25 protein-coding genes are annotated in these 26,735 nt (G+C 43.0%); 23 read left to right on the top strand and 2 right to left on the bottom strand.

Features of this window, described 5'->3' with window-relative positions:
- Positions 1–50: 50 nt before the first annotated feature.
- Positions 51–1,166 carry an alanine dehydrogenase gene (gene ald / locus E8M12_RS14040; RefSeq protein ID WP_136736898.1) on the bottom strand — a complete coding sequence of 372 codons (1,116 nt, stop codon included), beginning with the start codon at positions 1,164–1,166 and terminating at the stop codon, positions 51–53.
- Between the two features lie 145 nt (positions 1,167–1,311).
- On the opposite strand from ald, the gene lrp reads away from it, so the two are divergent.
- The 9 genes from lrp to E8M12_RS13995 all read left to right on the top strand — a co-directional run bounded on the left by lrp (position 1,312) and on the right by E8M12_RS13995 (position 10,961).
- Positions 1,312–1,788, top strand: a complete 477-nt coding sequence (gene lrp, locus E8M12_RS14035; protein ID WP_136736897.1) for a leucine-responsive transcriptional regulator Lrp — start codon at positions 1,312–1,314, stop codon at positions 1,786–1,788.
- A 215-nt stretch (positions 1,789–2,003) separates the two neighbouring features.
- On the top strand, positions 2,004–4,559 hold the full coding sequence (locus tag E8M12_RS14030) for a DNA translocase FtsK (RefSeq protein ID WP_246034155.1): 2,556 nt from the start codon (positions 2,004–2,006) through the stop codon (positions 4,557–4,559).
- Between the two features lie 101 nt (positions 4,560–4,660).
- The gene (lolA, locus tag E8M12_RS14025; protein WP_136736895.1) at positions 4,661–5,293 is read left to right on the top strand and encodes an outer membrane lipoprotein periplasmic chaperone LolA; all 633 of its coding nucleotides are present in this window, start codon (positions 4,661–4,663) and stop codon (positions 5,291–5,293) included.
- Positions 5,280–6,638 carry a replication-associated recombination protein A gene (locus tag E8M12_RS14020; RefSeq protein ID WP_136736894.1) on the top strand — a complete coding sequence of 453 codons (1,359 nt, stop codon included), beginning with the start codon at positions 5,280–5,282 and terminating at the stop codon, positions 6,636–6,638. The genes lolA and E8M12_RS14020 overlap by 14 nt, the downstream gene beginning before the upstream one ends.
- Positions 6,631–7,017 carry a fluoride efflux transporter CrcB gene (gene crcB, locus E8M12_RS14015; protein ID WP_136736893.1) on the top strand — a complete coding sequence of 129 codons (387 nt, stop codon included), beginning with the start codon at positions 6,631–6,633 and terminating at the stop codon, positions 7,015–7,017. The genes E8M12_RS14020 and crcB overlap by 8 nt, the downstream gene beginning before the upstream one ends.
- 13 nt (positions 7,018–7,030) lie before the next feature.
- On the top strand, positions 7,031–8,311 hold the full coding sequence (gene serS, locus E8M12_RS14010; RefSeq protein ID WP_136736892.1) for a serine--tRNA ligase: 1,281 nt from the start codon (positions 7,031–7,033) through the stop codon (positions 8,309–8,311).
- Between the two features lie 130 nt (positions 8,312–8,441).
- Positions 8,442–9,047, top strand: coding sequence for a membrane lipoprotein lipid attachment site-containing protein (locus tag E8M12_RS14005; protein ID WP_136736891.1), 606 nt, complete (start codon positions 8,442–8,444; stop codon positions 9,045–9,047).
- A 210-nt stretch (positions 9,048–9,257) separates the two neighbouring features.
- On the top strand, positions 9,258–10,466 hold the full coding sequence (locus E8M12_RS14000; protein WP_136736890.1) for an acyltransferase family protein: 1,209 nt from the start codon (positions 9,258–9,260) through the stop codon (positions 10,464–10,466).
- Between the two features lie 24 nt (positions 10,467–10,490).
- Positions 10,491–10,961 carry a helix-turn-helix domain-containing protein gene (locus E8M12_RS13995; protein ID WP_136736889.1) on the top strand — a complete coding sequence of 157 codons (471 nt, stop codon included), beginning with the start codon at positions 10,491–10,493 and terminating at the stop codon, positions 10,959–10,961.
- A 139-nt stretch (positions 10,962–11,100) separates the two neighbouring features.
- Here the strand turns inward: E8M12_RS13995 and gap are convergent, their stop codons facing one another.
- Positions 11,101–12,111 (bottom strand): type I glyceraldehyde-3-phosphate dehydrogenase, encoded by a 1,011-nt coding sequence (gene gap / locus E8M12_RS13990; RefSeq protein ID WP_136736888.1) that lies wholly within the window; start codon positions 12,109–12,111, stop codon positions 11,101–11,103.
- A 237-nt stretch (positions 12,112–12,348) separates the two neighbouring features.
- Here gap and gnd point away from each other — a divergent pair, with 237 nt between their 5' ends.
- From gnd to E8M12_RS13915, 14 genes are all read left to right on the top strand, one after another.
- Positions 12,349–13,878, top strand: a complete 1,530-nt coding sequence (gene gnd / locus E8M12_RS13985; protein WP_136736887.1) for an NADP-dependent phosphogluconate dehydrogenase — start codon at positions 12,349–12,351, stop codon at positions 13,876–13,878.
- A 16-nt stretch (positions 13,879–13,894) separates the two neighbouring features.
- The gene (gene msrB / locus E8M12_RS13980) at positions 13,895–14,278 is read left to right on the top strand and encodes a peptide-methionine (R)-S-oxide reductase MsrB (RefSeq protein ID WP_136736886.1); all 384 of its coding nucleotides are present in this window, start codon (positions 13,895–13,897) and stop codon (positions 14,276–14,278) included.
- 252 nt (positions 14,279–14,530) lie between these two features.
- Entirely contained in the window at positions 14,531–15,979 is a 1,449-nt protein-coding gene (locus E8M12_RS13975) for a glyceraldehyde-3-phosphate dehydrogenase (RefSeq protein ID WP_136736885.1), read from the top strand.
- A 223-nt stretch (positions 15,980–16,202) separates the two neighbouring features.
- On the top strand, positions 16,203–16,718 hold the full coding sequence (locus tag E8M12_RS13970; RefSeq protein WP_136736884.1) for a TlpA disulfide reductase family protein: 516 nt from the start codon (positions 16,203–16,205) through the stop codon (positions 16,716–16,718).
- Positions 16,719–16,850: 132 nt separating this feature from the next.
- Positions 16,851–17,978, top strand: a complete 1,128-nt coding sequence (locus tag E8M12_RS13965; RefSeq protein ID WP_136736928.1) for a M14 family metallopeptidase — start codon at positions 16,851–16,853, stop codon at positions 17,976–17,978.
- Between the two features lie 92 nt (positions 17,979–18,070).
- Positions 18,071–19,549 carry an alanine/glycine:cation symporter family protein gene (locus E8M12_RS13960; protein ID WP_136736883.1) on the top strand — a complete coding sequence of 493 codons (1,479 nt, stop codon included), beginning with the start codon at positions 18,071–18,073 and terminating at the stop codon, positions 19,547–19,549.
- Between the two features lie 77 nt (positions 19,550–19,626).
- Positions 19,627–19,950 carry a hypothetical protein gene (locus tag E8M12_RS13955; RefSeq protein WP_136736882.1) on the top strand — a complete coding sequence of 108 codons (324 nt, stop codon included), beginning with the start codon at positions 19,627–19,629 and terminating at the stop codon, positions 19,948–19,950.
- Between the two features lie 3 nt (positions 19,951–19,953).
- The gene (locus E8M12_RS13950; RefSeq protein ID WP_136736881.1) at positions 19,954–20,262 is read left to right on the top strand and encodes a YeaC family protein; all 309 of its coding nucleotides are present in this window, start codon (positions 19,954–19,956) and stop codon (positions 20,260–20,262) included.
- Complete coding sequence (locus tag E8M12_RS13945; RefSeq protein WP_136736880.1) at positions 20,259–23,063, top strand: DUF349 domain-containing protein; 2,805 nt, start codon at positions 20,259–20,261, stop codon at positions 23,061–23,063. The genes E8M12_RS13950 and E8M12_RS13945 overlap by 4 nt, the downstream gene beginning before the upstream one ends.
- Positions 23,064–23,356: 293 nt before the next feature.
- Positions 23,357–23,761, top strand: a complete 405-nt coding sequence (locus tag E8M12_RS13940) for a ribosomal maturation YjgA family protein (protein WP_136736879.1) — start codon at positions 23,357–23,359, stop codon at positions 23,759–23,761.
- A gap of 562 nt (positions 23,762–24,323) precedes the next feature.
- Positions 24,324–24,659, top strand: a complete 336-nt coding sequence (locus E8M12_RS13930) for a hypothetical protein (RefSeq protein WP_136736877.1) — start codon at positions 24,324–24,326, stop codon at positions 24,657–24,659.
- A gap of 184 nt (positions 24,660–24,843) precedes the next feature.
- Complete coding sequence (locus tag E8M12_RS13925) at positions 24,844–25,266, top strand: hypothetical protein (protein ID WP_136736876.1); 423 nt, start codon at positions 24,844–24,846, stop codon at positions 25,264–25,266.
- A gap of 178 nt (positions 25,267–25,444) precedes the next feature.
- A complete protein-coding gene (locus tag E8M12_RS13920; protein WP_136736875.1) occupies positions 25,445–25,867 on the top strand; it encodes a hypothetical protein in 423 nt (140 codons plus the stop codon).
- Positions 25,868–25,912: 45 nt separating this feature from the next.
- On the top strand, positions 25,913–26,347 hold the full coding sequence (locus E8M12_RS13915; protein ID WP_136736874.1) for a hypothetical protein: 435 nt from the start codon (positions 25,913–25,915) through the stop codon (positions 26,345–26,347).
- Positions 26,348–26,735: the final 388 nt, after the last annotated feature.

Raw genomic sequence — 26,735 nt, 5'->3', positions numbered from 1 at the left:
CGTTTTTATCAATTTGTTAACAGTCTGGTTGTCAACTTGTAATTACAGGCTTAGGCTAACGCAACCTTTGGTTCTACGTATTCGAAACCAAGGTTTTGTGCAACGCTTTCACAGGTAACTTTACCATCAATCACGTTCAGACCATTTAATAGGTGATGATCGTCAAGCAATGCCTTTTTGTAGCCCTTGTTAGCCAACTGAATGATGTACGGCAAGGTTGCATTGTTTAATGCGAACGTTGACGTGCGTGGCACGGCTCCTGGCATGTTGGCTACACAATAGTGGACAACCTCATCAACAATGTAAGTCGGTTCTGCGTGAGTCGTTGCTTTTGACGTTTCAATACAACCACCCTGGTCGATGGCTACATCAACAATCGCTGAACCAGGCTTCATCGCTTTGATGTGCTCTTTGGTGACTAGTTTTGGTGCTGCTGCACCCGGGATCAGGACACCACCGATCACTAAATCGGCTTCCAATACATGTTTTTCTAATGCATCGGCAGTAGAGTAAACGGCCTTGATTTTGTTACCAAATTGAGCGTCTAAGCGACGTAATACGTTGATGTTGCGATCCAGAACAACAACTTCTGCGCCAAGGCCAACTGCCATTTGTGCAGCATTGTTACCAACCATACCACCGCCAATAACAACGACTTTTGCCGGGGCAACACCAGGAACACCACCAAGTAGCATACCACGACCACCGTTGGCTTTTTCTAACGCCTGAGCACCAGCTTGAATTGACATACGACCGGCAACTTCTGACATTGGCGCTAATAATGGTAAACCACCATTGTTGTCAGTAACGGTTTCATAAGCAATACAGATTGACTTAGATTTAATTAAGTCTTCTGTTTGCGGTAGGTCCGGAGCCAGGTGCAGGTAAGTGAATAAAATCTGACCTTCACGTAACATTGCACGTTCAACGGCTTGTGGTTCTTTTACCTTAACAATCATTTCCGCTTGTGCGAACACATCAGCGGCAGTGCCTAAAACACTTGCACCTGCTTCGATATAGTCTTCATCGGTAAAACCAATGCCCATACCCGCCTGAGTCTCTACGATCACCTTATGACCGTGGTTAATTAGCTCACGAACACTAGCTGGTACCATACCTACGCGATATTCGTGGTTTTTAATTTCTTTAGGGACACCAATAATCATGATTTATCTCTTGTTGCCTGTTGTATTAAGTTGGCTAAATTATAAATCTAATATGTGAGGTTTTTGTAAGATTTATTGGTTGTTTTTAAGATATAAAAAGATAATTATATTAAAATAACAAGATTTAGTAGATTAAATAACTATTATGGCGATTAACGAAAGAAAACTAGACCGAATCGATAAGAATATCCTTAAAGAATTGCAAAATCACGGCCGTCTATCTAACGTTGAGTTATCGAAACGGGTAGGATTAAGTCCAACCCCGTGTCTGGAGCGAGTAAAAAAGCTGGAAGCAGACCAGGTGATCCTCGGTTACAGCGCTAATTTAAACCCCAAACATCTGGGCGCATCCTTGTTAGTTTTTATGGAGATCACCCTAAGTCGCTCGTCACCTGATGTATTTGATAAATTTTCACGGGCAGTAAAACAACTCGATGTGATCCAGGAATGTCATCTGGTTTCCGGGAATTTTGACTTTTTATTGAAAACCCGGGTTTCGGACATGCAGGCTTATCGCGATTTACTCGGTGATTTACTGTTAACGTTGCCTGATGTAAGTGATAGCCGTACCTATGTGGTGATGGAAGAAGTTAAGTCGAACAACTATATCTCGATACGTTAGTGTTACCGCCTGCGGTATATGCTCGGTGAATTAACCTGATATTGCCAATATAGTTATTCCCATTAATCACACCCTGGTTTGATTAATAGTAAATTAAGACCACTAATTAAGCATTCAACCTGAATATTGCTAAGGTTTCGGGTTAGTTATTTTCAGCGTCCTAAATGTTTGCTATTTTAGGGGTAATAACAATAACGATTTCCATGGATTTGAATTTGTCTGACACTGCCAAGAAAACCCTAAGTGGCGGCCAACGCCTTCTCGAAGTGGGATTAATATTCACCACCGTCTTTGCTATTTATCTGGTTGTTGCCTTATTAACGTTTGATCCCAGAGACCCAAGCTGGTCACAAACCGGCTACCATGCCGCGGTTAATAATGCTGGTGGCGCGGTCGGCGCATACCTGGCAGATGTGATATTTTTCAGTTTTGGCCGTATCGCGTATACCTTACCCTTTACCGTTGCGCTGATTGGCTGGCTGTTATTCCAGCGCATTCGATATTTATTAGAAATTGATTTTTTTACCCTCGGGTTGAAGTTTGTCGGCTTTTTGATGCTTTATATCGGCCTTACGTCAATCTGGAGTATGAATGGCAACGATATCTACGAATTTTCCGCGGGCGGGTTAATTGGCGACTTGGTCTCGAATGCACTTATACCGTACATGAACTTTGTTGGTACCAGCCTGTTATTACTGTTGTTAACCACCTCAGGCTTTGTGTTTTTGACCGGTATCTCGTTTTTTACAATGATTGACTGGCTTGGCGCCCAGGCGATTGCTGCCTTTATGCTATTAATCACTGGCGGGCAACGTATCAGGCATTCTTTCTCATCTTCGCCACTTGATGTTAATACCGAAATGGACGCAGCAGAGGTTATTGAAGAACCGGCTCTTGCTAATGCTGCTGCCTCGGGCAATAAACGTGTTTCGTCCATAGCACAGGACAATCATGCCGTTGTTGAACAACCAACCGTAAACACCTTGTCCCAGGCGGATGAAGAGTTAGCCGCCAGGTTCTTCGCACCAGATCCAGAGTCGAACACCGATCATGACGAACCGTTCATCGATATCGATGACATTCTTGACGAACCTATGGTAAGCCATATCGATCAGGATATTTCTCAGGATGAGATTGATGCGGCGTTTTCTCCGGCGCAACCGATTCCACCATTTGATGACCAGAATGACGTTGTTGATAATCAACAAAGTGTCACGGCGCCAATTACGGCAAAATCAGGCGTTGCCAAAAAAGCGGATGCCGGATTTGATAAATATGTGGGCATGCCTTCGATTGAACTGCTTGATCGTCCCGATAAAAATGAAAATCCGATCAATCAGGAAGAACTGGATATGGTCAGTCGCCTGGTAGAAGCCAAATTGCTGGACTTTTCGGTTCAGGCCCAGGTGGTCAATGTCTTTCCTGGTCCGGTAATTACCCGCTTCGAGCTGGATCTGGCACCCGGCGTGAAGGTAAGTAAAATCTCTAACCTGTCGAAAGATTTGGCGCGGGCATTATCGGCTATCAGCGTACGTGTTGTTGAAGTGATTCCTGGTAAGTCAGTCATTGGCCTGGAACTTCCTAACAAGCATCGTGAAATCGTTCGTCTTAGTGAAGTCATAAGTTGTGATGCATTCAGTAAATCAACGTCCGCCCTGACGATGGTACTGGGTAAGGATATTGCCGGTGAGCCGATTGTGGTTGATCTTGCCAAAATGCCACACTTATTGGTGGCCGGTACTACTGGTTCCGGTAAATCTGTCGGCGTAAATACGATGATATTGTCATTGTTGTATAAATCGACGCCGGAAGATGTGCGTTTGATCATGATCGACCCGAAAATGCTGGAGTTGTCGGTTTATGAAGGTATTCCGCACTTATTAGCAGAAGTGGTCACCGATATGAAAGAAGCTGCTAATGCGCTTAGATGGTGTGTTGGTGAGATGGAGCGCCGTTATAAACTGATGTCAGCCCTGGGGGTTCGCAACCTGAAAGGCTACAATCAGAAAGTGAAAAAAGCCATTGCTGCAGGTGAACCACTTACCGATCCGTTATGGAAGCCGGGCGACAGTATGGATGAAACGGCACCATTGCTGGAGAAATTGCCTGCCATCGTCGTCGTGGTTGATGAATTTGCCGATATGATCATGATTGTCGGTAAAAAAGTTGAAGAGTTAATCGCCCGAATTGCACAAAAGGCTCGTGCGGCGGGCATTCATTTAATTCTGGCGACACAACGACCTTCAGTGGATGTGATAACCGGCCTGATCAAAGCCAATATTCCAACCCGAATGGCGTTCCAGGTTTCGTCCCGAGTCGATTCCAGAACCATTTTGGATCAACAGGGTGCGGAACAATTGTTGGGGCAGGGTGATATGCTGTACTTGCCACCTGGAACTGGGGTGCCAACCCGTGTTCACGGTGCGTTTGTTGATGATCACGAAGTGCATGCCGTCGTTAATGACTGGAAATCTCGTGGTACGCCAAATTACATAGATGAAATACTGTCCGGGGAAACCAATGCTGATAACCTGTTACCTGGTGAGCAGGCTGAGTCAGACGAGAGCGATTTAGATCCCTTGTACGATGAAGCACTGGCACATGTTACCGAAACTCGTCGTGCATCTATTTCCGGTGTGCAACGTAAATTCCGTATCGGTTATAACCGGGCGGCAAGATTGATTGAACAAATGGAAATGAGCGGTGTCGTAAGTTCTCCGGGACACAATGGTAATCGAGAAGTTCTAGCGCCACCACCGGTTAAAAATTAATAACAAAGCGTGTTGCACACGTACACATACAATCCATGATGCCGGCTGATGTTAAACTCCGTTGACCAGGGCCGGTTAACACTGAATACAAGGTTGTTACTTTGCTTAAATTAAAGAAATTATCAAAACTTTCATCGTTGCTTTTCATTGGTTCACTGGCGTCAAGCTTCGTTGCCCAGGCAAATGATGCCAAGCAACAATTGATCAGCAAACTTGAAGTGGTTGGTGGGTTTAGTGCCAATTTTACCCAGCTGGTCACAGACGCGGACGGAAATGAACTACAACAACAAAGTGGCGTCCTGAAAGTTCGCCGCCCTAATTTAATTTATTGGAAAACGGTAGAACCGGACGAGACTTTAGTGGTCAGCGATGGCAAGACACTTTGGTTTTATAATCCGTTTGTCGAGCAGGTTTCTGCATTCAAAGTAGATACCGCCGTTGCCAATACGCCAATTTTATTACTCAGTGGTTCTGACCAATCCTTGTGGCAGGATTATCAGGTCAGTATGAAGGATAAAAGCTCTTATACAATTTCTTCATTGGACGAAAATGCTCAGGTAAAAACTCTGGATCTGTCTTTTCAGGGCGATACATTAGTTGCTTTTACCATCGAAGATGCCACGGGTCAGTTCAGTGAGTTTCACCTTTCAGACGTAAACTCTGATCCATTACCAACACTGCAACAATTTACTTTTACCCTGCCTGAAGGCGTAGACTTTGATGACCAGCGATAATGGTAACTTGAGTTTTGATCTCGATTCGCCTGATTTGTTTGCGCCACTGGCCGCCCGCATGCGGCCTCGTCATCTTGATCAATACATTGGCCAGGAACACTTATTAGGAGTTAATAAACCGTTGCGACAAGCCATTGAGCAAGGGCTATGTCACTCTTTGATTTTCTGGGGACCACCGGGTACCGGTAAAACCACCTTGGCGGAGCTTATCGCTCGTTATGCCGATGCAGACATTGAGCGATTATCCGCAGTTACTGCTGGGGTCAAAGATATACGGGCAGCGATTGATCAGGCTAAGTTACGAGCGCAGTCCAAACAACGACGTACCATTTTATTTGTTGATGAGGTACATCGTTTTAATAAAAGCCAGCAAGATGCGTTTTTACCCTTCATTGAAGATGGCACGATTACCTTTATTGGTGCGACTACTGAAAATCCGTCATTTGAACTGAATCAGGCATTGTTGTCTCGTGCCAGAGTTTACGTTTTGAAGTCGCTAACACCGCAGCATTTGCATCAGGTTCTCGATCGGGCTTTAAACGACTCGGAAAAGGGCGTAGGCAAATTCAAGGTGCGACTTGATGAAGATGCACAATCCAGTCTCATTGCCCTGGCTAATGGTGACGCCCGGCGGGTGTTAAACCTGTTAGAGATTTGCGTTGACTTAGCCGAACAGGAGGGTGATGAACGTTCGATAACCGTAGCTACTGTGCAACAGGTGGCGGGTGATAAACAACCCCTGTACGATAAATCCGGTGATCACTTTTACGATTTAATTTCCGCGTTCCACAAGTCAGTGCGTGGCTCAGACCCAGATGCCGCGTTGTATTGGTACTGTCGAATTTTAGAAGGTGGTGGTGATCCGTTATATGTCGCCAGACGATTACTGGCGATTGCCAGTGAGGATATCGGCAATGCCGATCCCAGGGCCTTGCAAATTGGCTTAAATGCCTGGGATACGTTTCATCGGGTCGGACCGGCCGAGGGTGAAAGGGCAATCGCCCAGGCAACCGTGTTTATGGCGCTGGCACCAAAAAGTAATGCCGTGTACATGGCATTTAAACAGGCCAGGCAACTGGCGAAGGCTACCGGTGATTTAACCGTGCCATTGCATTTACGCAATGCAACTTCCAGTATTACCCGGGAGTTAGGTCATGGTCAGGATTATCGATATGCCCATGATGAAAGCGGCGCATTTGCCGCCGGGGAAATTTACTTTCCTGAATCGCTTGCCGGCACGCGTTTGTATCAGCCAAGTGAAAGAGGCCTGGAGAAAAAGCTTAAAGAAAAGCAGGATTATTTACAGGCGTTAAACGAACAAGCGGGTACACGTCGTTATGATTAGTGGCTGGCAAACCTATGCGTTTATTGCCATCGGTGGTGCGGCGGGTGCCTGTATGCGTTATTTTATATCGCATATGGTGTTGCTGTGGTTAGGAAAGGGATTCCCTTTTGCCACATTGCTGGTTAATATCACCGGTTCATTATTAATGGGGCTGCTTTATGGTTTAATCCAGCAGGGTACGATCGAGGTGGTAGTTTACCGCACATTATTGGGGATCGGCTTTCTTGGCGCCTTCACAACTTTTTCAACTTTTTCGTTAGATACTTTGTTGTTACTGCAACAAGGTGAGATAATAAAAGCAATGTTAAACGTCATTCTTAATGTTGTCCTGTGTTTACTCGCGGCAGGATTAGGAATGTTCTTAGTCGTAAATAAATAACAAGTGAACAATTATGCTTGATGCAAAACTGTTAAGATCAGATATTGAACACACTGCCGAATTGTTGGCAAAACGTGGATTTAAATTAGACACCGCACAATTACAGGCGTTGGAAGAACAGCGCAAAGAAATTCAGGTAAAAACGCAAGAGTTACAAAATCAGCGTAATATTCGTTCCAAATCGATTGGCCAGGCAAAAGCCCGTGGCGAAGACATTCAACCGTTGCTTGCCGAAGTAGGGCAATTGGGCGCGGACTTGGATGCTGCCAAAGAAGCGCAGGACACCATTCTTGCGCAAATCAATGATATCGCCAGTACCATTCCAAACATTCCCCATGAGTCAGTGCCAGATGGTGCCAGTGAAGATGACAACGTTGAAGTGTTAACCTGGGGTGAGCCTAAGCAATTTGATTTTGACGTTAAAGACCACGTGGATCTGGCGACAGCGATAGACAAAGGTCTTGATTTTGAAAGTGGCGCAAAACTGTCTGGTACTCGCTTTGTGGTGATGCGTGGACAGATTGCTCGTTTAAATCGGGCCATTGGGCAGTTTATGCTGGATATGCACACGACTGAAAATGGTTATATGGAAACTAATGTCCCGCTGTTGGTCAACCATGATTCTTTATACGGCACCGGTCAGTTACCTAAATTTGGTGAAGATTTGTTCCATACCGACTTAGGTAGCAAAAAGTTTTCACTGATCCCGACGGCAGAAGTACCACTTACCAATCTGGTACGTGACGAAATTGTTGATGAAACTGAATTACCGATCAAATTAACCGCGTTGTCGGCGTGTTTCCGTTCCGAAGCCGGTTCCTCGGGTCGTGATATTCGTGGTTTAATCCGCCAGCATCAGTTTGACAAAGTCGAATTGGTACAGCTAGTTAAACCAGAAGATTCGTTTAACGCTTTAGAAGAGTTAACGTCACACGCCGAAAAAGTTTTACAGGCACTGGAACTACCATACCGTAAAGTCGTTCTGTGTACTGGCGATATGGGTTTTAGTGCAACCAAAACCTACGATTTGGAAGTCTGGTTGCCAGCCCAAAATACCTATCGGGAAATCTCTTCCTGCTCCAATATGGGCGACTTCCAGGCCCGCCGCATGCAGGCACGTTTCCGTAATAGTGAGACCAATAAACCGGAATTGTTACATACTCTCAACGGTTCTGGTCTCGCAGTGGGTCGTACATTAGTCGCTATTTTAGAAAACTACCAACAGCAAGACGGCTCGGTGCTTGTTCCTGAGGTGTTAAAACCTTACATGGGCGGCATCGAAAAAATCGGCTAAAAGCTTACAACTTATTGAATTTTAAGAAAGAGGGTAGTTAACCCTCTTTTTTTTCGCCTGGATTCTAAGTAGACTCATATTTCAGCACGATTTGCTGAAAAAATGTTCAATAAAAATAATAAGGAAAAATATGAAAAAGATATTTTTGGGGGTAGTTGCTACTCTGGTGCTGAGTGGTTGTATCTCATCAAAAACCTATGTTGATCCGAGCTTTGCCAAGGCGTCATATGATGATATTAAGCCAGTAGTGAGTAAATATAACACCAATGTGATGGTTGAGTTTCAGCGTAATGGTGACCCTTTACCCGCTGCCGATAATGAACTTCGTGGTCATGTTGAAAGAACATTGCGAGCCAGTGGTGTTGTGATCCCGAGTGGCGATAGCAGTTTTACGCTAAAGGTGACGGTCAATAATCTAGCGGATCTTGGTGACGCGGCAGCAAAAGGTTTTGGTACCGGGCTGACATTTGGTGCCGCAGGATCCATGGTTACTGATTACTATGAGATAAACATCGAATATACCAATAGCAATGGTGAAATCCTGAATAAATCGTATAAGCATGCGCTACATACAACCGTTGGTAACAAAGAAGCACCGTTTGAGGATGTTGTTCCGACCACACCGGCTGCAGCATTTGGTACGATAGTTGAACAGGTTTTACTGAATTTTATTGTCGAGATGCAGCAAAACAACCTGCTGACTAAATCTGATTCCAATCATTGGCAGTTTATCTAGGCCCTGCTGAAAAGAGAGCGTCACGCTCTCTTTTACTTTGCATCCGAAACCTTTCTCCTCCTACCCGTTCTACCGTTATTTTCATCCCCAGCATCAACTTCGTAACTTATTGATAAATATGATATGTCAGGTCTATGTCAGGTATGTGTCGTGGTCAAAACCGACAAATAACGACAAAGTGTATTCTCTGGAAAAGAATAGGACATAAGCATGCTAACCCTGGAAAATAAATGCGTTACAAAAACCTCTGGTTCATTCCAATACCTGACAAATCTAAGAACCTGTATTGTAATTCTGGTGGTGTTATACCATGTCGGATTGGTTTATGAGAGCAGTGGCGTCGGGGCCGTTTTTTGGATCGTTGATGATGAAAACACCAATCCTGTGTCAGGAATAATTAACCTGATACTTGATAGCTTTGTCATGCCATTAATGTTTTTTATTGCCGGTGTCTTTGCATTGCCTTCGCTAAAAGCAAAAAGCAACGTCGGGTTTATTAAGATAAAAGCGGCTCGATTGATGATGCCATGGCTATTCGGTGTGGTGTTTTTAATACCGATTTATATGCTGATTTTTCATTATTCCCGCGATGCCACTGTAATCGACTATTCAGCTCTTTGGTTTTGGAATAATTCAACAATCTCACAAAGCTGGTTGTGGTTTTTACCAGTACTGTTTTACTTTCATCTTATCCTGTTAGCGCTGCATGGTTTGTTTGCAAATCCACAAGTCATAAAAACCATAATGGCGGTAAGGCCTGCTGTAATGATTTTCACTGCGTTAATGGTTAGTACCAGTTTCTACCTTTGTATTGTCATGCTTGCCGCGAACGGTTGGATCAAAACCCTGTTTCTTGATATTCAACTCGAGCGAGCATTATTGTATTTCATCAGCTATCTGCTGGGGGTCTGGTTCGAGAGAAAAAGACTATTACCCTCGTCTTCGGTGTCGTCAAAATGGATTCATGGCTTAAATGTTATTCTGTGGCTTCCGTTAGTCAGTTATTTACTGGTCTTATTGCACTTTTTGCTCACCCAGTCATACATTTTCAATGCGATTACCGATCAATTGATCATTCGTACCTCTTTTCATCTGCTTTGTTTATGTTTCATTACCTTGCTTTTATTCGTATTTAAAAAATACTTTAATAAAACCAATAGGATAATGAAGTTATGTAACGCCCAAAGTTATAATGTTTATTTATTACATGTACCTGTTTTGGGTGGTTTTTCATTAATATTTAGGGACGTAGAATTACCTTCATTGTTGATAGTATTTATGGTTACCGGATTCACTTACGGCATTTGTGTCCTGCTGGGGAGAATCTGGCTGGGTTTGAAAGTCTGGTTGTTTGCTTTGAGGCTGACAAAAAAACATGAGTCATGTTGTTTGGCCAATGAAGTGAATAGAGAAGCCTAATTTTTTTACTCTTGGTATAATCGAATGAACTTCGAAGTAATGAGAGTAGCGCGAATGATAAGGAAGTTACGACTTGCAAAAGGCTGGTCGCAGGAGCAACTTGCGGAATTTTCAGGGTTAAGTATCCGCACCATACAACGTATTGAAAGTGGACAAAAGCCTGGGCTTGAGTCAGCGAAGGCGCTGGCGTCCGTCTTGGAAGTGGATTTCGAACAATTACGAGGCGATGAAAAAGAAATGGCTATTGTTGAGCCGCGGGATTCGTTGGCACCGGATCATCAGCGGCAACAGGAACGTTACGGATTTTATCTTAACCTCATCACCTTCTGCATTATCATGCCAATCCTGTTTGTGGTGAATTATTGGCTAAGTCCAAATCATTACTGGGCTTATTGGATACTTGCTGGCTGGATACTTGCTACCATCTTATATGGGACTCTCGTCTTTGACGCGATAGGTTGGATACAAAGTCGTTTTACTAAATCGGAAAGATAGGGTGCCTCGCTGAAAGATTATGTCGCGATAGCAGGACTAAACAACTTAAAGCTTGTGGCTTACAGCTTTCCACTTATCTCTGGTTTCATTAACAAAAAAAGGGAGCATTCGCTCCCTTTTTTTTGTTAATCCGTTTTGATTACGCGGTTGCTTCCTGGTAAGCAAAGATGTGCTCGGCAAGGTCTAATACCTTGTTAGAGTAGCCCATCTCGTTATCGTACCAGGCAACCAGTTTGACAAACGTATCACTCATTGCGATACCGGCTTTTGCATCGAACACTGAGGTGCATTTTTCGCCAATGAAATCATTTGAAACAACCTGTTCTTCAGTGTAATCGAGAACGCCTTTCATTTCATTTTCAGACGCAGCTTTTACCGTTGCGCAAATATCCTCATAGGTTGCTGGCGTTTTCAGATTTAAGGTTACGTCAACCACAGAAACATTTGGTGTCGGTACACGGAATGCCATACCGGTCAGTTTGCCATTTAATTCCGGGATAACCCTGCCTACAGCTTTGGCAGCACCGGTTGATGAAGGAATAATGTTCTGACCCGCACCACGACCACCGCGCCAGTCTTTAGCACTCGGGCTATCCACGGTTTTCTGGGTTGCCGTTGTTGCATGTACCGTAGTCATCAGGCCGGTTTCAATACCGTATTTGTCATTAATCACTTTTACTAAAGGCGCTAAACAGTTGGTGGTACAAGAGGCATTTGAAACAATGTCCTCACCTTTGTAATCATTGAAGTTTACACCGGCTACAAACATTGGCGTATTATCTTTTGAAGGGGCGGACATAATGACATTTTTCGCGCCCGCTTCAATGTGTTTGCGAGCGGTTTCATCGGTCAAAAACAAACCGGTAGATTCAACGACGATTTCGGCACCAACTTCAGCCCAGTTAAGATTTGCAGGATCGCGTTCTGAAGTGACACGTACGGTTTGTCCATTAACAATCAGAGCATTATCAGATACTTCGATAGTGCCATTGAATCGACCATGGGTGGAATCGTATTTGAGCATGTATGCCATGTAATCAATGTCAATCAGGTCATTAATCGCCACAACCTGCAGGTTTTCTCGCTCCATCGCGGCGCGAAATACCAGTCGACCAATACGACCGAAACCATTAATAGCAATTTTCTTCATTACGAAATCCTTAGGTAAAATTTTAATGTAGTAAAATTACAACATTTGAGGGTTTTTTCAAGTGTTTTTTACAAACGAGTAAGGAATTGATGTTGTTTTATTAAATATATAAATATTTATTTACGAACAATTACATAAACCATGATTTTTATGGCAGAATACGCCCCATTTTTAGGCCGGTACGCTTTAATTATAGGTATTACTGGCGACTCCTCCTTGAAATAGATGGAAAAATACATGTCTGAAGATGCAGCAAAATGCGACATTGGCTTTGTTGGCCTGGGTGTTATGGGCAAAAACCTGGTGCTCAACCTGGCCGACAATGGTTACAAAATAGCGGCCTTTGATCTTGATTTTGAAAAGGTCGATGCGGCAATAGCACAAGATGTACAGGAAAACTCACAAGGAAGCCCAAGAGTCATCGGGTGCTCGTCATATACCGAACTCTTGTCGAAACTGAAAGCTCCGCATTTGATTGTATTAAGTGTACCTGCTGGTGAAGTCGTGGATCAGGTTTGTCATAATTTGATCGGTGCCGGTATCCAGCCTGATGACATCGTTATCGACACAGGCAACTCGCTATGGACAGATACAGTAGAACGTGAGAAACGTTATAACGAAAACTTTATCTTCTTCTCTTCCGCCGTATCCGGTGGTGAAGTAGGGGCTCGATTTGGTCCGGCCTTAATGCCAAGTGGCAGTGCTTATGCGTGGACCCGAGTTAAGCCTATCTGGCAGTCAATTGCTGCCAAAGTAGATGCCGAAACGGGTAAGCCTTTAGAGCGTAGCAAGCCGGGCGAAATTATTCCTCATGGTGAAGCCTGTGCTGAGTACATTGGCCCAGCGGGTGCTGGTCATTACGTGAAAATGGTCCACAATGGCATTGAATATGCGGATATGCAGATTATCTGTGAAGCCTATCACGTACTTCGTGAAGGTCTTGGCATGGACTGTGATCAGGTGGCGGATGTATTTGCTAAATGGAATGCTGGTGACCTAAACAGTTATTTGATGGAAATCTCGGTCGAAGTTTTGCGTCATAAAGATCCAGAAAGCGGTTCAGCGTTAGTCGATTTAATTCTTGATAAAGCAGGGCAGAAGGGTACCGGGTTATGGACCGCAGTGAGTTCTCTTGAAGTTGGCTGCCCAGCACCGACCATTTCGCAAGCGGTGTATGCTCGTTCAATTTCTTCGTTTAAAAACTTACGAATTGAAACCGCTAAACACTTAACTCGTCCGCCAGCGGATGCGTTAAGTGCTGAACAAAAAGAGTCTTTAGTTGAAGAATTACATGATGCTCTGTATTGCGCCAAAATCTGTGCATACGCCCAGGGTTTTCAGCTAATGAAACTCGCGTCTGTTGAGCATAACTGGAAGCTTAACTTCGCATCAATCGCAAAAATCTGGCGTGCTGGATGTATCATTCGTGCATCGTTCCTGCAGTCCATCACCAAAGCGTTCGAACGTGACAGTGAATTGGAAAACCTGCTATTAGATTCTTACTTTTCTTCCCAGCTAAGCAAGTATCAAAGTAACTGGCGCCAGGCCGTTGCTAAAGCGACGCTGATGGGGATCCCTGTAGGGGCAATTTCCGCGTCGCTGAGTTATTATGATTCTATGTGCTGTGAAATTTTACCTGCCAATTTATTGCAAGGGCAGCGTGATTTCTTCGGCGCACATACGTTCGAACGTGTTGACAAACCGGCAGGGAAAAAGTTCCATGTAGAATGGTCAACAACAGAGCGTGTAATAAAACCGCTAAACTAAACGTAGGATACACCTGATGAGTGACTCGAATGATGATTACAAACATAAATTATCACCAGAGGCGTATCAGGTTTGTCGTTTAGGGGCTACCGAAGCTCCATTTTCCGGAAAATATTGCGACCACTGGCAGCCAGGCACATATCTTTGTGCCTGCTGCCAACAACCCCTGTTTAGCTCTGCGGCAAAATTTGAGTCAGGCTGCGGGTGGCCAAGTTTTAATGCGTCAATTCCTGAACAAGTAACCTATCTTCTAGATCACTCGCATAACATGGTGCGAACGGAAATACAGTGTCGACACTGCCAATCCCACTTAGGTCATGTATTCGATGATGGTCCTGCACCTACTTTTAAGCGATATTGTGTTAACTCTTTAAGTCTCTGTTTCGAAACTGAAGACTAATACAAGTTATTTCATAAAACTTTCATAATCCCTACTTGAATGCTCAAAATCGAGCATGATTCAGAGAATTAAAAGTCTGTTTTAGCTAGTTTACACCTGAATTTAGATTAAATTTGTAAATTTCCATGAAAACCCTAGTGTAAGCTTTCATAATTAATTACAATGGCGCCGCTTAATCGGGAGCAGCATAATAAAATTCATAACTGCTCTGTTTGCTTTGTCTATATATTTTTATACCAAAAGGTTTATCGCATGAGTTCTCACAACGAGGAAATTTACCAAAAGAGCTGGCAGGAACGTCAGGACTTCGCCGAAAAGATGTTGCCAATCATTGGCCAACTGTACAGAAACTACGGCGTTGAAATTTCCGTATATGGTCGTCCGCTGGTTAATGCATCCGCTATCGATATTATTAAAGCACACAAGTCGGTTGCTATTCACGAAGCCACAAAGCTTCGCTTGAGAGAAAGCTTCCCATTTTTAAAAGCGTTAAGCGAAATGCCATTAAAACCGTGCAATATTGATATCGGTAAACTGGCATATCGTTATTTGTTCCATGGCGAAGCAAACGGATTAAGTATTGAAGAGTACCTTGATAAAGAGTTAACGCCACTTAAGGAAGAGTTATCTCAAAACGGTCCTCAGGATGTAGTTCTTTATGGTTTTGGTCGTATCGGTCGTTTATTAGCCCGCTTGTTGATCGAACAAACCGGTCCTTTGGCGAACCTGCGTCTTCGCGCTATTGTGATTCGCCCAGGCAAAGATGGTGATCTAGAAAAACGCGCCAGCTTATTGCGTCGTGACTCAATTCACGGGGCATTTAATGGCAGCATTTCTATCGACGAAGAAATGGGTGTTATTAAAGCAAACGGCGCTTACATTAAAGTTATCTATGCTAAATCACCAGCAGAAATTGATTATACCGAGTACGGTATTAATGATGCGTTAGTTGTCGATAATACTGGTATCTGGACAGACGAAGCGGGCCTTGGCCAGCACCTTGAAAGTAAAGGTGTTAAGAAGGTACTTCTTACTGCTCCGGCAAAAGGCGATATCAAAAATATCGTTTATGGTGTCAACGAAGATATGATTCTTGAAGAAGATCAAATTGTTAGTGCGGCAAGCTGTACAACAAATGCGATTACACCAGTATTAAAAGCGGTAAATGATCAGTTCGGTATCCGCAATGGTCACGTAGAAACTGTGCACTCATACACTAACGATCAAAACCTGATCGATAATTACCACAAATCAGAGCGTCGTGGTCGCAGCGCACCTTTGAATATGGTTATCACGTCAACTGGTGCTGCAAAAGCCGTAGCCAAAGCCCTGCCAGAACTGAAAGGTTTGCTAACTGGTAACGCTATTCGTGTTCCTACCCCGAATGTATCGATGGCGATTATGAACCTTAACCTGAAAAAGGCTACAGATCGTGATACCTTGAACGACTACTTACGTTCAGTTTCATTGGATTCACCACTGCGCCAACAGGTAGACTACACGGCATCGACGGAAATCGTTTCCTCTGATCTGGTTGGTTCTCGTTTTGCCGGCGTTGTTGATTCTCAGGCTACTATCGTAGATGAAGATCGCGCTGTATTGTACGTATGGTACGATAACGAGTTTGGTTACAGCTGCCAGGTAGTGAAAGTAATGAACAAGATGGCTGGTGTAAAAGTATTGAGCTTGCCTAAAGCTTAATAACATCAGATAACATCTGTTGATGAAGAAGGCGGGGCAATGGCTCCGCTTTTTTTATACACGAATGTATGTAATCGGGATATTGCCTCGATAAAAGCAATGGATTAGTCGGGACAATGGTTAGCGCTGCGCTTCGAAAACCCAGAGGGTTAATGAGCTGTTTGTGATGAAATAGCTTTACGGCTAATTCGGTCACTTTAATCGGCGCAATGAAAGGATAAAAATGTCGACATTTATGCAAATACTGAAAAGTCTATTTTTGCAGTTGCTGATCATAGCCATCGTTTTTAACGGAGTATCAGCATTGCGAGAAATGGGAATGTTGTCCAGTTGGATGAAGCAACAGGCACCGGACTTTCATTTAACCTCCTTACATTCCGAGCAGGTAAATTTACAGCAGATGCTTGGCAAACAGAAAACCGTGCTTTATTTTTTTGCTCCCTGGTGCTCTGTCTGCAAGTTCAGTATGGGCAATTTACAATCTTTGCATGATAAAAAAGCCAGTGCCGATTTTAAGGTTATTGCTATTGCACTTGATTATGTCGACCATGATGAAGTGACTGATTTTGTAAAGGATATGGAACTGACAATGCCCGTATTATTTGGCAACCAAGCCTTAAAGCAACGCTATCAGGTTTCTGCATACCCAAGCTATTATGTGGTCGATAACAACCAACAGGTGATCCATCGCTCCATGGGGTACTCGACAGAACTGGGTTTGTTTTTACGAACCTTGTAAGTAAAACCATTTAATCCTCCTTCCCTTAAATTTTCAAAGCAAATACCTTCAGTTCACGCAATCCTTTGTGTAAACTCAAGCAATTCGTTCCAACTTTGGATGGCAAATATGACAATAAACACCAATGATTCGATTCAAATCAGCTGTGCTTTTGATAGTGGCAACATTAGCGTAGTAGAAGCTGAGCAAGCGTCTGACATCAAATTAGAGATTGTGAAAGATAATCAATCTGACTTTTATCAGTGGTTTCATTTTAAACTACACAACCCGGCACTGGGTGAGCATGTGATGCGCATTACTAACGCCGGCCAATCTGCTTATGTAGAAGGTTGGAAAGACTATCAGGCGGTAGCGTCGTATGATCGTGAAACCTGGTTTCGGGTTGATACGGAATTTGATGGCCAGAACCTGATCATTAAACATCACCTTGAACATGCCTCCGTTTACTTTGCCTATTTTGCGCCATACAGTTATGAGCGCCACCAGGATTTAATCCATCAGGCCCAGGAAACCGATATCTGTGAATTAACCGTGCTTGGTCAAACCTTAGATGGTCGTGACATGAGCCTGTTAACCATTGGCGAACCGGGTGAAGGCAAAGCCAACATCTGGATCACAGCCCGTCAGCACCCAGGTGAAACCATGGCCGAATGGTTTATGGAAGGTTTTATTGAGCGCCTGCTTGACCTTGATGATGGTGTGGCCAATGCATTGTTGCAAAAAGCGGTATTTTACCTGGTTCCGAATATGAACCCGGATGGTAGTGTTCGTGGTCATCTTCGCACCAATGCGATCGGCGTTAACCTCAATCGTGAGTGGCAGGAACCGAGCATGGAGAAAAGTCCGGAAGTATACTTGGTGCGTGAAAAAATGATGCAGACTGGAGTCGACATGCATCTGGATATTCATGGAGATGAAGCTTTACCGGTTAATTTTGTGGCCGGTTGTGAAGGTGTTCCAAACTACGATGCACGCCACAAAGCCCTTGAAGATAAGTTTAAAGAGCTCCTGTGTGCCATCACTCCGGAATTTCAGGACGAAAAGGGCTATCCCAAAGATGAACCCGGTAAGGCAAACCTGACTGTTGGTTCAAACTGGGTGGGCAACCACTTTAAATGCCTGGCATACACTGTAGAAATGCCATTTAAAGATAATGAACTGTTGCCTGATGTGATCTTCGGCTGGTCGGACGCCCGCTCGGCGATCCTCGGCAAAGATACATTAACTGCTATCTATCATGTAGTAGATGATTTAAGATAAAAACAATTCACTCAGATGGTAAGTGAGTTGCCATCAATAAAGCCAGCGAAAGCTGGCTTCTTTATAATAATAAAATCTGTTCAGGGGTCATTGTGCTTGAATTTGTAAACACGTTAAACGGGATCATCTGGAGCCCGGCATTAATATACCTGTGCCTGGGAGCCGGGCTATTCTTTTCATTCTTCACACGCTTTGTACAAGTTCGTCATTTTCGTGAGATGTGGCGATTATTGTTTTCCGGCAAGAGCTCGGATAAGGGCATATCGTCTTTCCAGGCTTTAGCAGTTTCATTATCAGGTCGTGTTGGTACCGGTAATATTGCTGGTGTCGCTGCGGCAATCGGCTTTGGTGGCCCGGGAGCGGTTTTCTGGATGTGGGTTGTTGCCTTTTTTGGTGCAGCTACGGCCTATATTGAGTCAACGCTGGCACAAATCTATAAAGAAGAAGACGAGGGACTGTATCGTGGTGGCCCGGCTTATTACATCGAAAAAGCATTGGGTCAGAAGTGGTATGCATGGCTATTCGCTATTGCCACTATCCTGGCGACGGGCTTGTTGTTACCTACCGTACAGTCAAATGCGATTGGTGCTGCCGTAGAGCAGGCTTTTGGTGCAGGTGATTTGGTAGAAACAGCGATGGGCACCTATAGCGCAACCAAAATCTTTACCGCTACTGGTGTCGTACTAATCCTTGGTTTCATCATCTTTGGTGGTGTTAAGCGTATTGCCAAATTCACAGAGTTTGTAGTGCCATTTATGGCTTTGGCGTACATCATTATTGCTATGGTTATCATTGCTCTGAATATTACCGAGCTACCGGGTATCCTGATGTTAATTGTATCTGATGCTTTCACGCCGATGGCGGGTATCGGTGCTGCAATTGGCTGGGGTGTTAAACGTGGTGTCTATTCCAATGAAGCAGGTCAGGGTACCGGTCCTCATGCTGCCGCTGCTGCGGAAGTTCAGCATCCAGCGCAACAAGGCCTGGTACAGTCATTCTCGGTTTATGTGGATACCTTGTTTGTTTGTACGGCAACCGCACTGGTTATTTTGATCACGGGTCAATATAACGTTGTGGGTGAGGGCGCAACCATGATTCAACAAAACATTGCTAATGTTGATCCTAATAGTCCGATGTTTACGCAAATGGCGCTGGACTCGGTATTCGCCGGCGCAGGAAGTCCATTTGTTGCGGTTTCTTTGTTCTTCTTTGCATTTACCACGATACTTGCCTACTACTTTATCGCGGAAAATAACGTCACTTACATTAATCGCCATTTTCATGTGCCGGGACTGACCTTCGGTTTGAAAGTGATGATCATGGCAGCTACGTTATTTGGTTGTTTACGTGAGGCGAATATTGTCTGGAGTCTTGGGGATATTGGTGTAGGTTTGATGGCCTGGTTGAATATCATCGGCATTCTAATCATCTTTTTTATTGGCCGTCCGGCGATGAAAGCGTTGAAAGATTATGAACGCCAGCAAAAAGAGAAAGTCAGTACGTATACATTCGACCCAGAGGCATTAGGTATTAAAAATGCCGGACTGTGGCAAAAGAAACTGAAAAAATAAAATTGTTAAAATCTTAAAAAAACACCCGCAACGGGTGTTTTTTTTTGTAAAATGCTGGTTCAGATTAAGAGGTGTATATGGCTTTAATTAATTGCCCGAATTGTGCGAAGAAAATTTCATCGTTAGCTAAATCCTGTGAACACTGCCAGATTGAATTAGGTGGGTTGGATACAGAGCAGCGCTTAAACCTTGAGCGCATGAAAAAAATCGAAGAGTCTCAGAAGCTAATGAATCAGTCTATGCTGGCTATGGTTTTATTCTGTGCCGGTATTGGTGGCATGTTTTGGGGTGAACCCGATCCAGGTTCGACACAGCATAACCTTGCTACCGGTTCTGCGGTCATTGGATTTGTCTGGTATCTGGTTAATCGGGTACGAATGATTATTTTAAAACGCAAATAAGCTATGAATTTAATTGAAATCGTCGACAGCATGTCGCAAGAAATGTACGAGCGGATGAAAACCGCAGCAGAAACTGGTAAGTGGCCAGAAGGCACACCGGTTGATGAAGCGACTCGCCAGTCGGCATTGCAAATCAGCATGGCCTATCAGGCGCGCCATCTCAATAGTAATGAGATGATGACGGTTAATGCCAAGGGTGAGTTGGTGCACAAAACCAAACGCGAATTACGCGCCGAATTTAACAGCAAGCAAGAATCTGAAACTTCACAACAACAAAGCGGCGACGATATCGCCCGATTCAGGGATATATGATTTTTAGCAATTGGCGAAAGCCAAAATGGCAGCACGCGGATGCCAACGTACGGATAGATGCTATCGATGAATTACGTCGTCATCAGGGGACGATGTCACAACTACAACAATTACTCTGTGATGATCCCGATATTCGAGTGCGTAAACATGCACTGATGGCTATCGAATCACCGCAGTTGCTGTTATCAATAAACGTACAAGATCATTGTCCAGCGTTAGTTGAATTTGCAGAAAACCGCATTCAGGCGCACTTAGTCAGTGAGCAATTAGAATTCAGCGCCGCACAAAAGCAGGATTACCTGCAACGAATTCGCAGCAAAAAGCAGCATATTGATTTTATGCTGCAATGGTTGCGTCGAGAACAAAGCGAAGCCCTGGAGCTCTATTTACTCGGTTCCATAGACAATCCTGTGACTTTAATAGCGCTGTTTTCACAAACCGTTTTTGCTAAAGTGCAGACGATTATTATTGAAAAAACAGAAGATGAAAAACTGTTGAATAAGCTTTTCAGTCGCGCATTAAACAACGAAGTGAAAACAGCGATTGAAGCAAAGCTTAATACATTGGTCCAACTACGTGAGCAGCCTGCTAAAGTAAAAAAGCGTATCAAACTGGTTTTATCAAAGTTACTGGCATTGCGCGATCAACATAACCCGGAAGAGGTTATTGCAAGCTATAAAAAATTCGTCGATGAGTGGCAAGCCCAGAGTAATGACCTTTCTTTACTATGTATTAGCGAACAACAGTTGTTACTTGAAAAACAAGCTCAGATCATTGCCATACTTGAACCTCACCTGGCAAAAATGAACGAGTTGTTGGCTCATCAAAAAAGTGTTGAAGAACAGCAGGCAAAGCGCATCAATCAGCAACGTCGTGTTGATGCTTTGATCGATGATTTGCACAAAACCATTGCAACTGTCATTGATACCAACCAGCCACTTGATAACCTGAATGATGTTATCGCTGAACTCACTCAAATGAGTAAGCATCCCTCTTTAACTTCTGTCTGTCAGAAAAACATTGATCAGGCATTAGCAACAGCAGACCGGTTCATTAAAGAAATAGAGCACATTCGTGAACAGTTAGTCGCGGCAACGCGTTTAGTCTCGCAGTTATCAGAAAGAAAGTTACCAGTCGAAACGGAATCTTGGACAGAGGCAGAAAGCGCATTTAAAGATTGGTATCAACAGTGGCAAGATACGGAATCGAAACTTGGTATTTGGCTACCTGAGTCGATAGGTAATGCTGCAAAATTACTGGTCAACCAATGGCTAAAAGCCTTAAAACCGTTGCGTGACGCGCGTCAGAAACAACGGCATTGGTTTAAACAACGCTTTGGTGAAGTAAACGGTTTAATTCATGCCGGTAAATATCGTGCAGCAATTGCAGTTTTTAACAAAATCAGTCAGGCACGTGAAACGATATCCAGCACAGAACAGCACCGAATTGACGATGATTATCAGAGGGCTTTGCACAGCGTCGAAGAAATTAAGGCGCTGGAATCTTTTGTCGTTGTCCCGAGAAAAGAGCAGTTGCTCAAGGAGCTTGAAGTGCTTGTAACGGCACCACTCGCTGATATTCAGGCGCAAACTGATAAAGTTAAGGAGTTTCGCCAACGCTGGTTAGCCCTGGGCAGGGCGGAAGGTGAATCAGAAGGGCAATTAAACCAGGCGTTTAATCGTTTATGCGAGCAGGCATTTTTGCCGTGTCGTGAATATTATGCTGAACAGGCAAACATTCGCGAACAAAACCTCGTTGCCAGACAAAACCTGTTGAATGAGTTATCAGAATTGTCAAATCAGATGGACGCAAGTCATAGCGAAGATTTTAAAACCTTTTCTCATCGATTAAACCAACTACTCAATCGCTGGCGAGACGCGGGCGATGTTGATCATGATAAGTACCAACCGTTACATCAGCGCTTCAGAAAGATTGTAACGCCAATGCAGAATTCGGTGCGTGAATGGCAACAGGCCAATGCAGAAGCAAAACGTCAAATCGTCATCAAAGCTGAAAACCTTATCGGCGCTGATGATATACAAAGCAGCATAGCCGATCTGAAAATGCTACAGCAACAGTGGCGTGAGATCGGATTTGCCGGTGGCAAACTGGATAAGCAACTATGGAAGGCTTTTCGAACGGCTAATGATCAAGCGTTTAAACGCCGTGATGCCATAAAAAATGTGCAACACCAGCAACGACAAGAACTGCAGCAGCAATGGCAATCGCAGATCGAAGAATTACTCTCTAAGGTCTATTTCGCCGATGAGCATTTATTGAAAGATATGCGCTCAAATGCCCAGGCATTAATGCAGGAAATAAATACATATCGTTCTTTTAATGGTGAATTTCTTCCTAAGGTGACTGAAGTGCAGGAACGTATTGCTACACGTCAACGTCAACTTAAAAAACAGAAACAAAACCTCGGATATCAATTGTTGTTTGATTTATTTGCTTCTGTTGACCCAGCGCAAAAAGACAAAGAATTACTGACCAAATCTGAACAATTTGCACAATTAAGCAAAGCTTATCAACGAGCGCTGCTGGCCAGCCTGAATGGAGAGGCTGACGATAATTCTCGGATTAAACTTACCGTGGAGCTGGAAATTATCGCTCAGGTTGACTCACCACAAGAAGAGCGGGAATTACGTCAGAATCTTCAGGTGGCCATGTTGAAAGATAAATTAAATGGCGCAGAGGTATCTTTAGAAGAAAAGCTACTTCAATGGATATCCTGTGGTCCTTTAACCGAACAGCAGCAACCGCTGTTGACACGGACTAAAGCGTTATTCATACGATAAAGAGGGGTTACATACCCCTTTTTTTATGGGGTCTGTTTAAGCATTGATTATTCCTGTTTTGCCTGGTTTTTCCTCTATACTTCATATGGTTAGAAGTGTCAGTGATAAAGAACAGTGTGTTATAAATACTTCAAATAACAAATGACAGCTTTTACTATCAAACTAATAACGCATCAAGTGAATAAAACTCTTCAAGCAAGTTTTTGATCCAGTTCACTTGTACACACTTATGAAAATATCATCAGAATTATGAAAACAAGGAAATCTGTTTGTATGGGGGTAAATGTAGAAGCATGATGTTATCTAATACACGTATGACATACGCTGTCTTTGCATTATTGACGCTTACATCAGGGCTTTTATCACGGTCACATTTTTTTGAATTTCCGACATTCGTTACTCTATATGTTGGTGACGCACTTTGGGCGTTGCTTGTCTTCTGGCTTATAAGTTTATTTTTTCCGGCCAATAAAAATACTGCCGCTGCAACAATGGCATTGATTTTTGCAATTTCAATAGAGGTATCACAACTTTATCAACAGGATTGGATAAACTCTTTGCGACAAACCACATTTGGCGCTCTAGTTCTCGGATTTGGATTTAAATGGTCTGACATAGTGGCATATGTCATTGGTATTACTCTTGGCTTTCTACTCAGATGTTTTATAGAAAAAAGAGGAAATGATCTTAGGGAATAAAATAGGGCTGTTAAGGCTGTGTTAGGCTTTTGCTAAAATCCAAGCGCACACAATTTGTGATTATTTACGGACTAATTTTAGTGCTAATTTGACGTCAACAGATTGAAAAGGTTAATGTCTTCTTAGAGCGATCTACAGCCGTTCAAGGTTTAATAATTAGCGGCTAATTCATATTAAGAAGTTATGGGAAAGTATGGGGCCTAAAAATCACACATCTGAATTACGGCAATTGATTAAAGATGCACGCTGGGCAATGTGGGCGTTTGCAACTATCAATATCTTGGTGTTAGTTGTGCTTGTGATTGATGGCATGAATAACATGTTCGTTTTCATGGCCATGTTTCTTCAAGTATTCCTATTTCTAATCTGGTTACTGCCAGTATTTCTATACCAAGTTTTAATCAAAAAGCTTTCATTAAAATATGCTTTATATACATCTTTCGCGTCATACAAAGAAGCGCTTGGTCACCTTTCATGGTAAAAGGATATTAGTTTGACGTTAACTTGCTGAAAAGGTTAATGTCTTTAAAGAGCGAACAAGAGTCATTCAGGGAATTGCAATATGGCTTTAAAAGTATTCAAGGTTGCAACTATTTTAGCGCTAGTTTCGTCACCCTTTAGCGCTATAGCTAATAGTGATGGTGCCTGTTCAGAATCAAACTTTGATTTTGTGATGACTAAGCTGAATGACAATAAGTTGGCTGGCAATGGTCTGACCCAGGAAGAGTTTAGCAAAACCATTCCTAATCCAAGCCCCGTTTGCGAAATTAAAAATGATTTGATGAGCGATGGACTAGCTTTTACCGTGTATAAAGAAGGTGCAGACTCTCAACTTTACATAAGCGTATACAACGGATTAAACGGCTCTGTTAAGTATTTTGGACCGTTTGAACTATAACGATTACGTCTGCTTAGAGCGATCTACAGTCATTCAAACTAACTGTAAGTAAATCGCTAATGGAGATTCAAATCTAATACGAATTGAGGACGGTGATAATCGGCCTGCAAGTTCGTAAGCTTCTGGTATGTCGATCAACAGGTGATCGCCAACATACGAAAATATCACGGATTGGAGGGTTGATATGACAGGGAAAAACCTCTGGAACTGCTTGATGGCGCTTATTGTTGCAGTTGCGTGTGTGGCTTTTGGTTATTCGACAATACCTGATACAGATGATGTTGAAAATCCTATTTATAGTATCACCTTCAAAATTTCTCCTACCTCTAGGAATGTTTTTTATTCGCGCATTGAGGCATTTGCTGAAGCGAATGCATTTGCGATTAGAAGCGCGCCTACAAGACCAAATTCAGATAGCTCACTGACTCAGCTTTGGCGTGAAGACATCAAGATAATCGGCGTAAATCCATTTGATCCAAATGTTTATAATTTTCACTTCTACAACAATGATAGTGCTCCTGTGAATCCGAAATCTTTGAGTTACCTTGTTCGGGAAATTAAAGCTGTAGTGAAAAACTTGAAAGGTGCCAGCTTCGAGGAGCAATAAATAAATCGTCCAGAATTAAAAGTTACTTCGTGTCATTGACGTTTTTATCAACTTCTAAGACACCACTCTGGGTAGATTTTGATAGCGCATCACATGAATTTGACGCTAACCAACTGAAAAGGTTAATGTCTTCTTAGAGCGAGCAACGGACGTTGAACCGTTTGATTCAGGGAATATTTTGAAGAAAGTTAAATTACTTGGAATTTTTGGTTTAGGTTGTGTGTCGGGATGTATCTTGATGACTTACCTATATTCGATGCATTACAAAGATGAGCTATTAGCAAGCGAGCTTTCTTATCTTTACTTACCAATAAATGATTTTGTAACTTCACTTAATTGGACTGAAAAGCAAAAATATTGCATTGAATATCAACGTAGCAAAATAGACTCCGAACACATTAAAAAACTCATCGATGAAGTTAACGAACGCCAAGTATATTCTTCGACTTTAACAACTGTTTCTATCTATGCGGGCCAAGCTGTAGAAAATTTCGAAGATATGAAAAGCCTGCAAAGTAAATATGATTGCGATAACATCAATGACAGAGATTTAACCTCAATCGATAGTAGTAGTTTGGCGATAACTAACTCACAAGGATAATGTCTCTGATGAGCGACAAGCAGCCATTAATAAAACAATAAAAATATGAAAGTAAATGATTTTGTCGACCATATTAAAAGCTATCTAGCATACTTGGCTTTTGGTGGCGTTTTCCTGTTTTTGACAGCACCAGATTTGTATAACTTATATTACAAAGGGGCCATTTATACAGGTACAGTTATTGAGATCAAAAAAGTCGCTCCAGTCAGAAAGACAGTAATGCAAAAGGGGTGGAGTGAAGTATCTGTTATTGAAGTAGGAGGCAAATATCCTATAAACATCAATGGTAAACTTAAAGTTGGAAAAGAATACACTTTCAGGTTACATGGTTCTTACCCAAACAGAACGCAATCAATATATGCACTCAGCCACGCCTTTCGGTTAATTGAATTTCACTTCTTAATTTCTATTGTGTTACTTCTTAAAGGGGCAATCGGAATCTATAGGGTTAGAAAAAAGTTCAACCGAGTTACTACATAACAAAGTCATCAACGACTGTTAGTCACAGCACGTTTGCGTCGGTCGGCGCAATCCGGTACTTTGGAGAAGCAACCAGGGGCTGTAATGAGCGATCTACAGTCACTCGGAATTCGCTTAAAAGAGAATTACAGAGCCGTCTACAAAATAAACCATTAGTTTCACAAGGAAGTATGGTGTTTCAATCTAGCCAAACATTTATAGATAAGATTCATAAAAGCTTTCAATTTTTAAAGCACTTTGGCTTTGAGAGAAAACCACCCAAAACCTTTAGAGAAGAAACATCGATTTGTTATACGTCCTCTATGCTTATGGTTTGAATCGCCACCAATAACTTAGACACTTCTGAGTTGTTCTTGATAGCGTGTTTCATACTCTACTGGAGATAGTA

The sequence above is a fragment of the Thalassotalea mangrovi genome, from assembly GCF_005116735.1.
Taxonomy (GTDB): domain Bacteria; phylum Pseudomonadota; class Gammaproteobacteria; order Enterobacterales; family Alteromonadaceae; genus Thalassotalea_A; species Thalassotalea_A mangrovi.
Note: the sequence above shows the minus strand (reverse complement) of the source record. Positions and strands in the feature narration are given on the sequence as shown.

Coding starts and splice junctions, on each gene's coding strand:
- msrB (WP_136736886.1), top strand. CDS start 13,895: ATGAGTGACTCGAATGATGATTACAAACATAAATTATCACCAGAGGCG.
- serS (WP_136736892.1), top strand. CDS start 7,031: ATGCTTGATGCAAAACTGTTAAGATCAGATATTGAACACACTGCCGAA.
- crcB (WP_136736893.1), top strand. CDS start 6,631: ATGATTAGTGGCTGGCAAACCTATGCGTTTATTGCCATCGGTGGTGCG.
- E8M12_RS13975 (WP_136736885.1), top strand. CDS start 14,531: ATGAGTTCTCACAACGAGGAAATTTACCAAAAGAGCTGGCAGGAACGT.
- E8M12_RS13925 (WP_136736876.1), top strand. CDS start 24,844: ATGACAGGGAAAAACCTCTGGAACTGCTTGATGGCGCTTATTGTTGCA.
- E8M12_RS13955 (WP_136736882.1), top strand. CDS start 19,627: ATGGCTTTAATTAATTGCCCGAATTGTGCGAAGAAAATTTCATCGTTA.
- E8M12_RS13995 (WP_136736889.1), top strand. CDS start 10,491: ATGAACTTCGAAGTAATGAGAGTAGCGCGAATGATAAGGAAGTTACGA.
- ald (WP_136736898.1), bottom strand. CDS start 1,166: ATGATTATTGGTGTCCCTAAAGAAATTAAAAACCACGAATATCGCGTA.
- E8M12_RS13930 (WP_136736877.1), top strand. CDS start 24,324: ATGGCTTTAAAAGTATTCAAGGTTGCAACTATTTTAGCGCTAGTTTCG.
- E8M12_RS13940 (WP_136736879.1), top strand. CDS start 23,357: ATGATGTTATCTAATACACGTATGACATACGCTGTCTTTGCATTATTG.
- E8M12_RS14000 (WP_136736890.1), top strand. CDS start 9,258: ATGCTAACCCTGGAAAATAAATGCGTTACAAAAACCTCTGGTTCATTC.
- E8M12_RS13950 (WP_136736881.1), top strand. CDS start 19,954: ATGAATTTAATTGAAATCGTCGACAGCATGTCGCAAGAAATGTACGAG.
- E8M12_RS14005 (WP_136736891.1), top strand. CDS start 8,442: ATGAAAAAGATATTTTTGGGGGTAGTTGCTACTCTGGTGCTGAGTGGT.
- E8M12_RS13945 (WP_136736880.1), top strand. CDS start 20,259: ATGATTTTTAGCAATTGGCGAAAGCCAAAATGGCAGCACGCGGATGCC.
- E8M12_RS13915 (WP_136736874.1), top strand. CDS start 25,913: ATGAAAGTAAATGATTTTGTCGACCATATTAAAAGCTATCTAGCATAC.
- gap (WP_136736888.1), bottom strand. CDS start 12,111: ATGAAGAAAATTGCTATTAATGGTTTCGGTCGTATTGGTCGACTGGTA.
- lrp (WP_136736897.1), top strand. CDS start 1,312: ATGGCGATTAACGAAAGAAAACTAGACCGAATCGATAAGAATATCCTT.
- E8M12_RS13970 (WP_136736884.1), top strand. CDS start 16,203: ATGTCGACATTTATGCAAATACTGAAAAGTCTATTTTTGCAGTTGCTG.
- gnd (WP_136736887.1), top strand. CDS start 12,349: ATGTCTGAAGATGCAGCAAAATGCGACATTGGCTTTGTTGGCCTGGGT.
- E8M12_RS14020 (WP_136736894.1), top strand. CDS start 5,280: ATGACCAGCGATAATGGTAACTTGAGTTTTGATCTCGATTCGCCTGAT.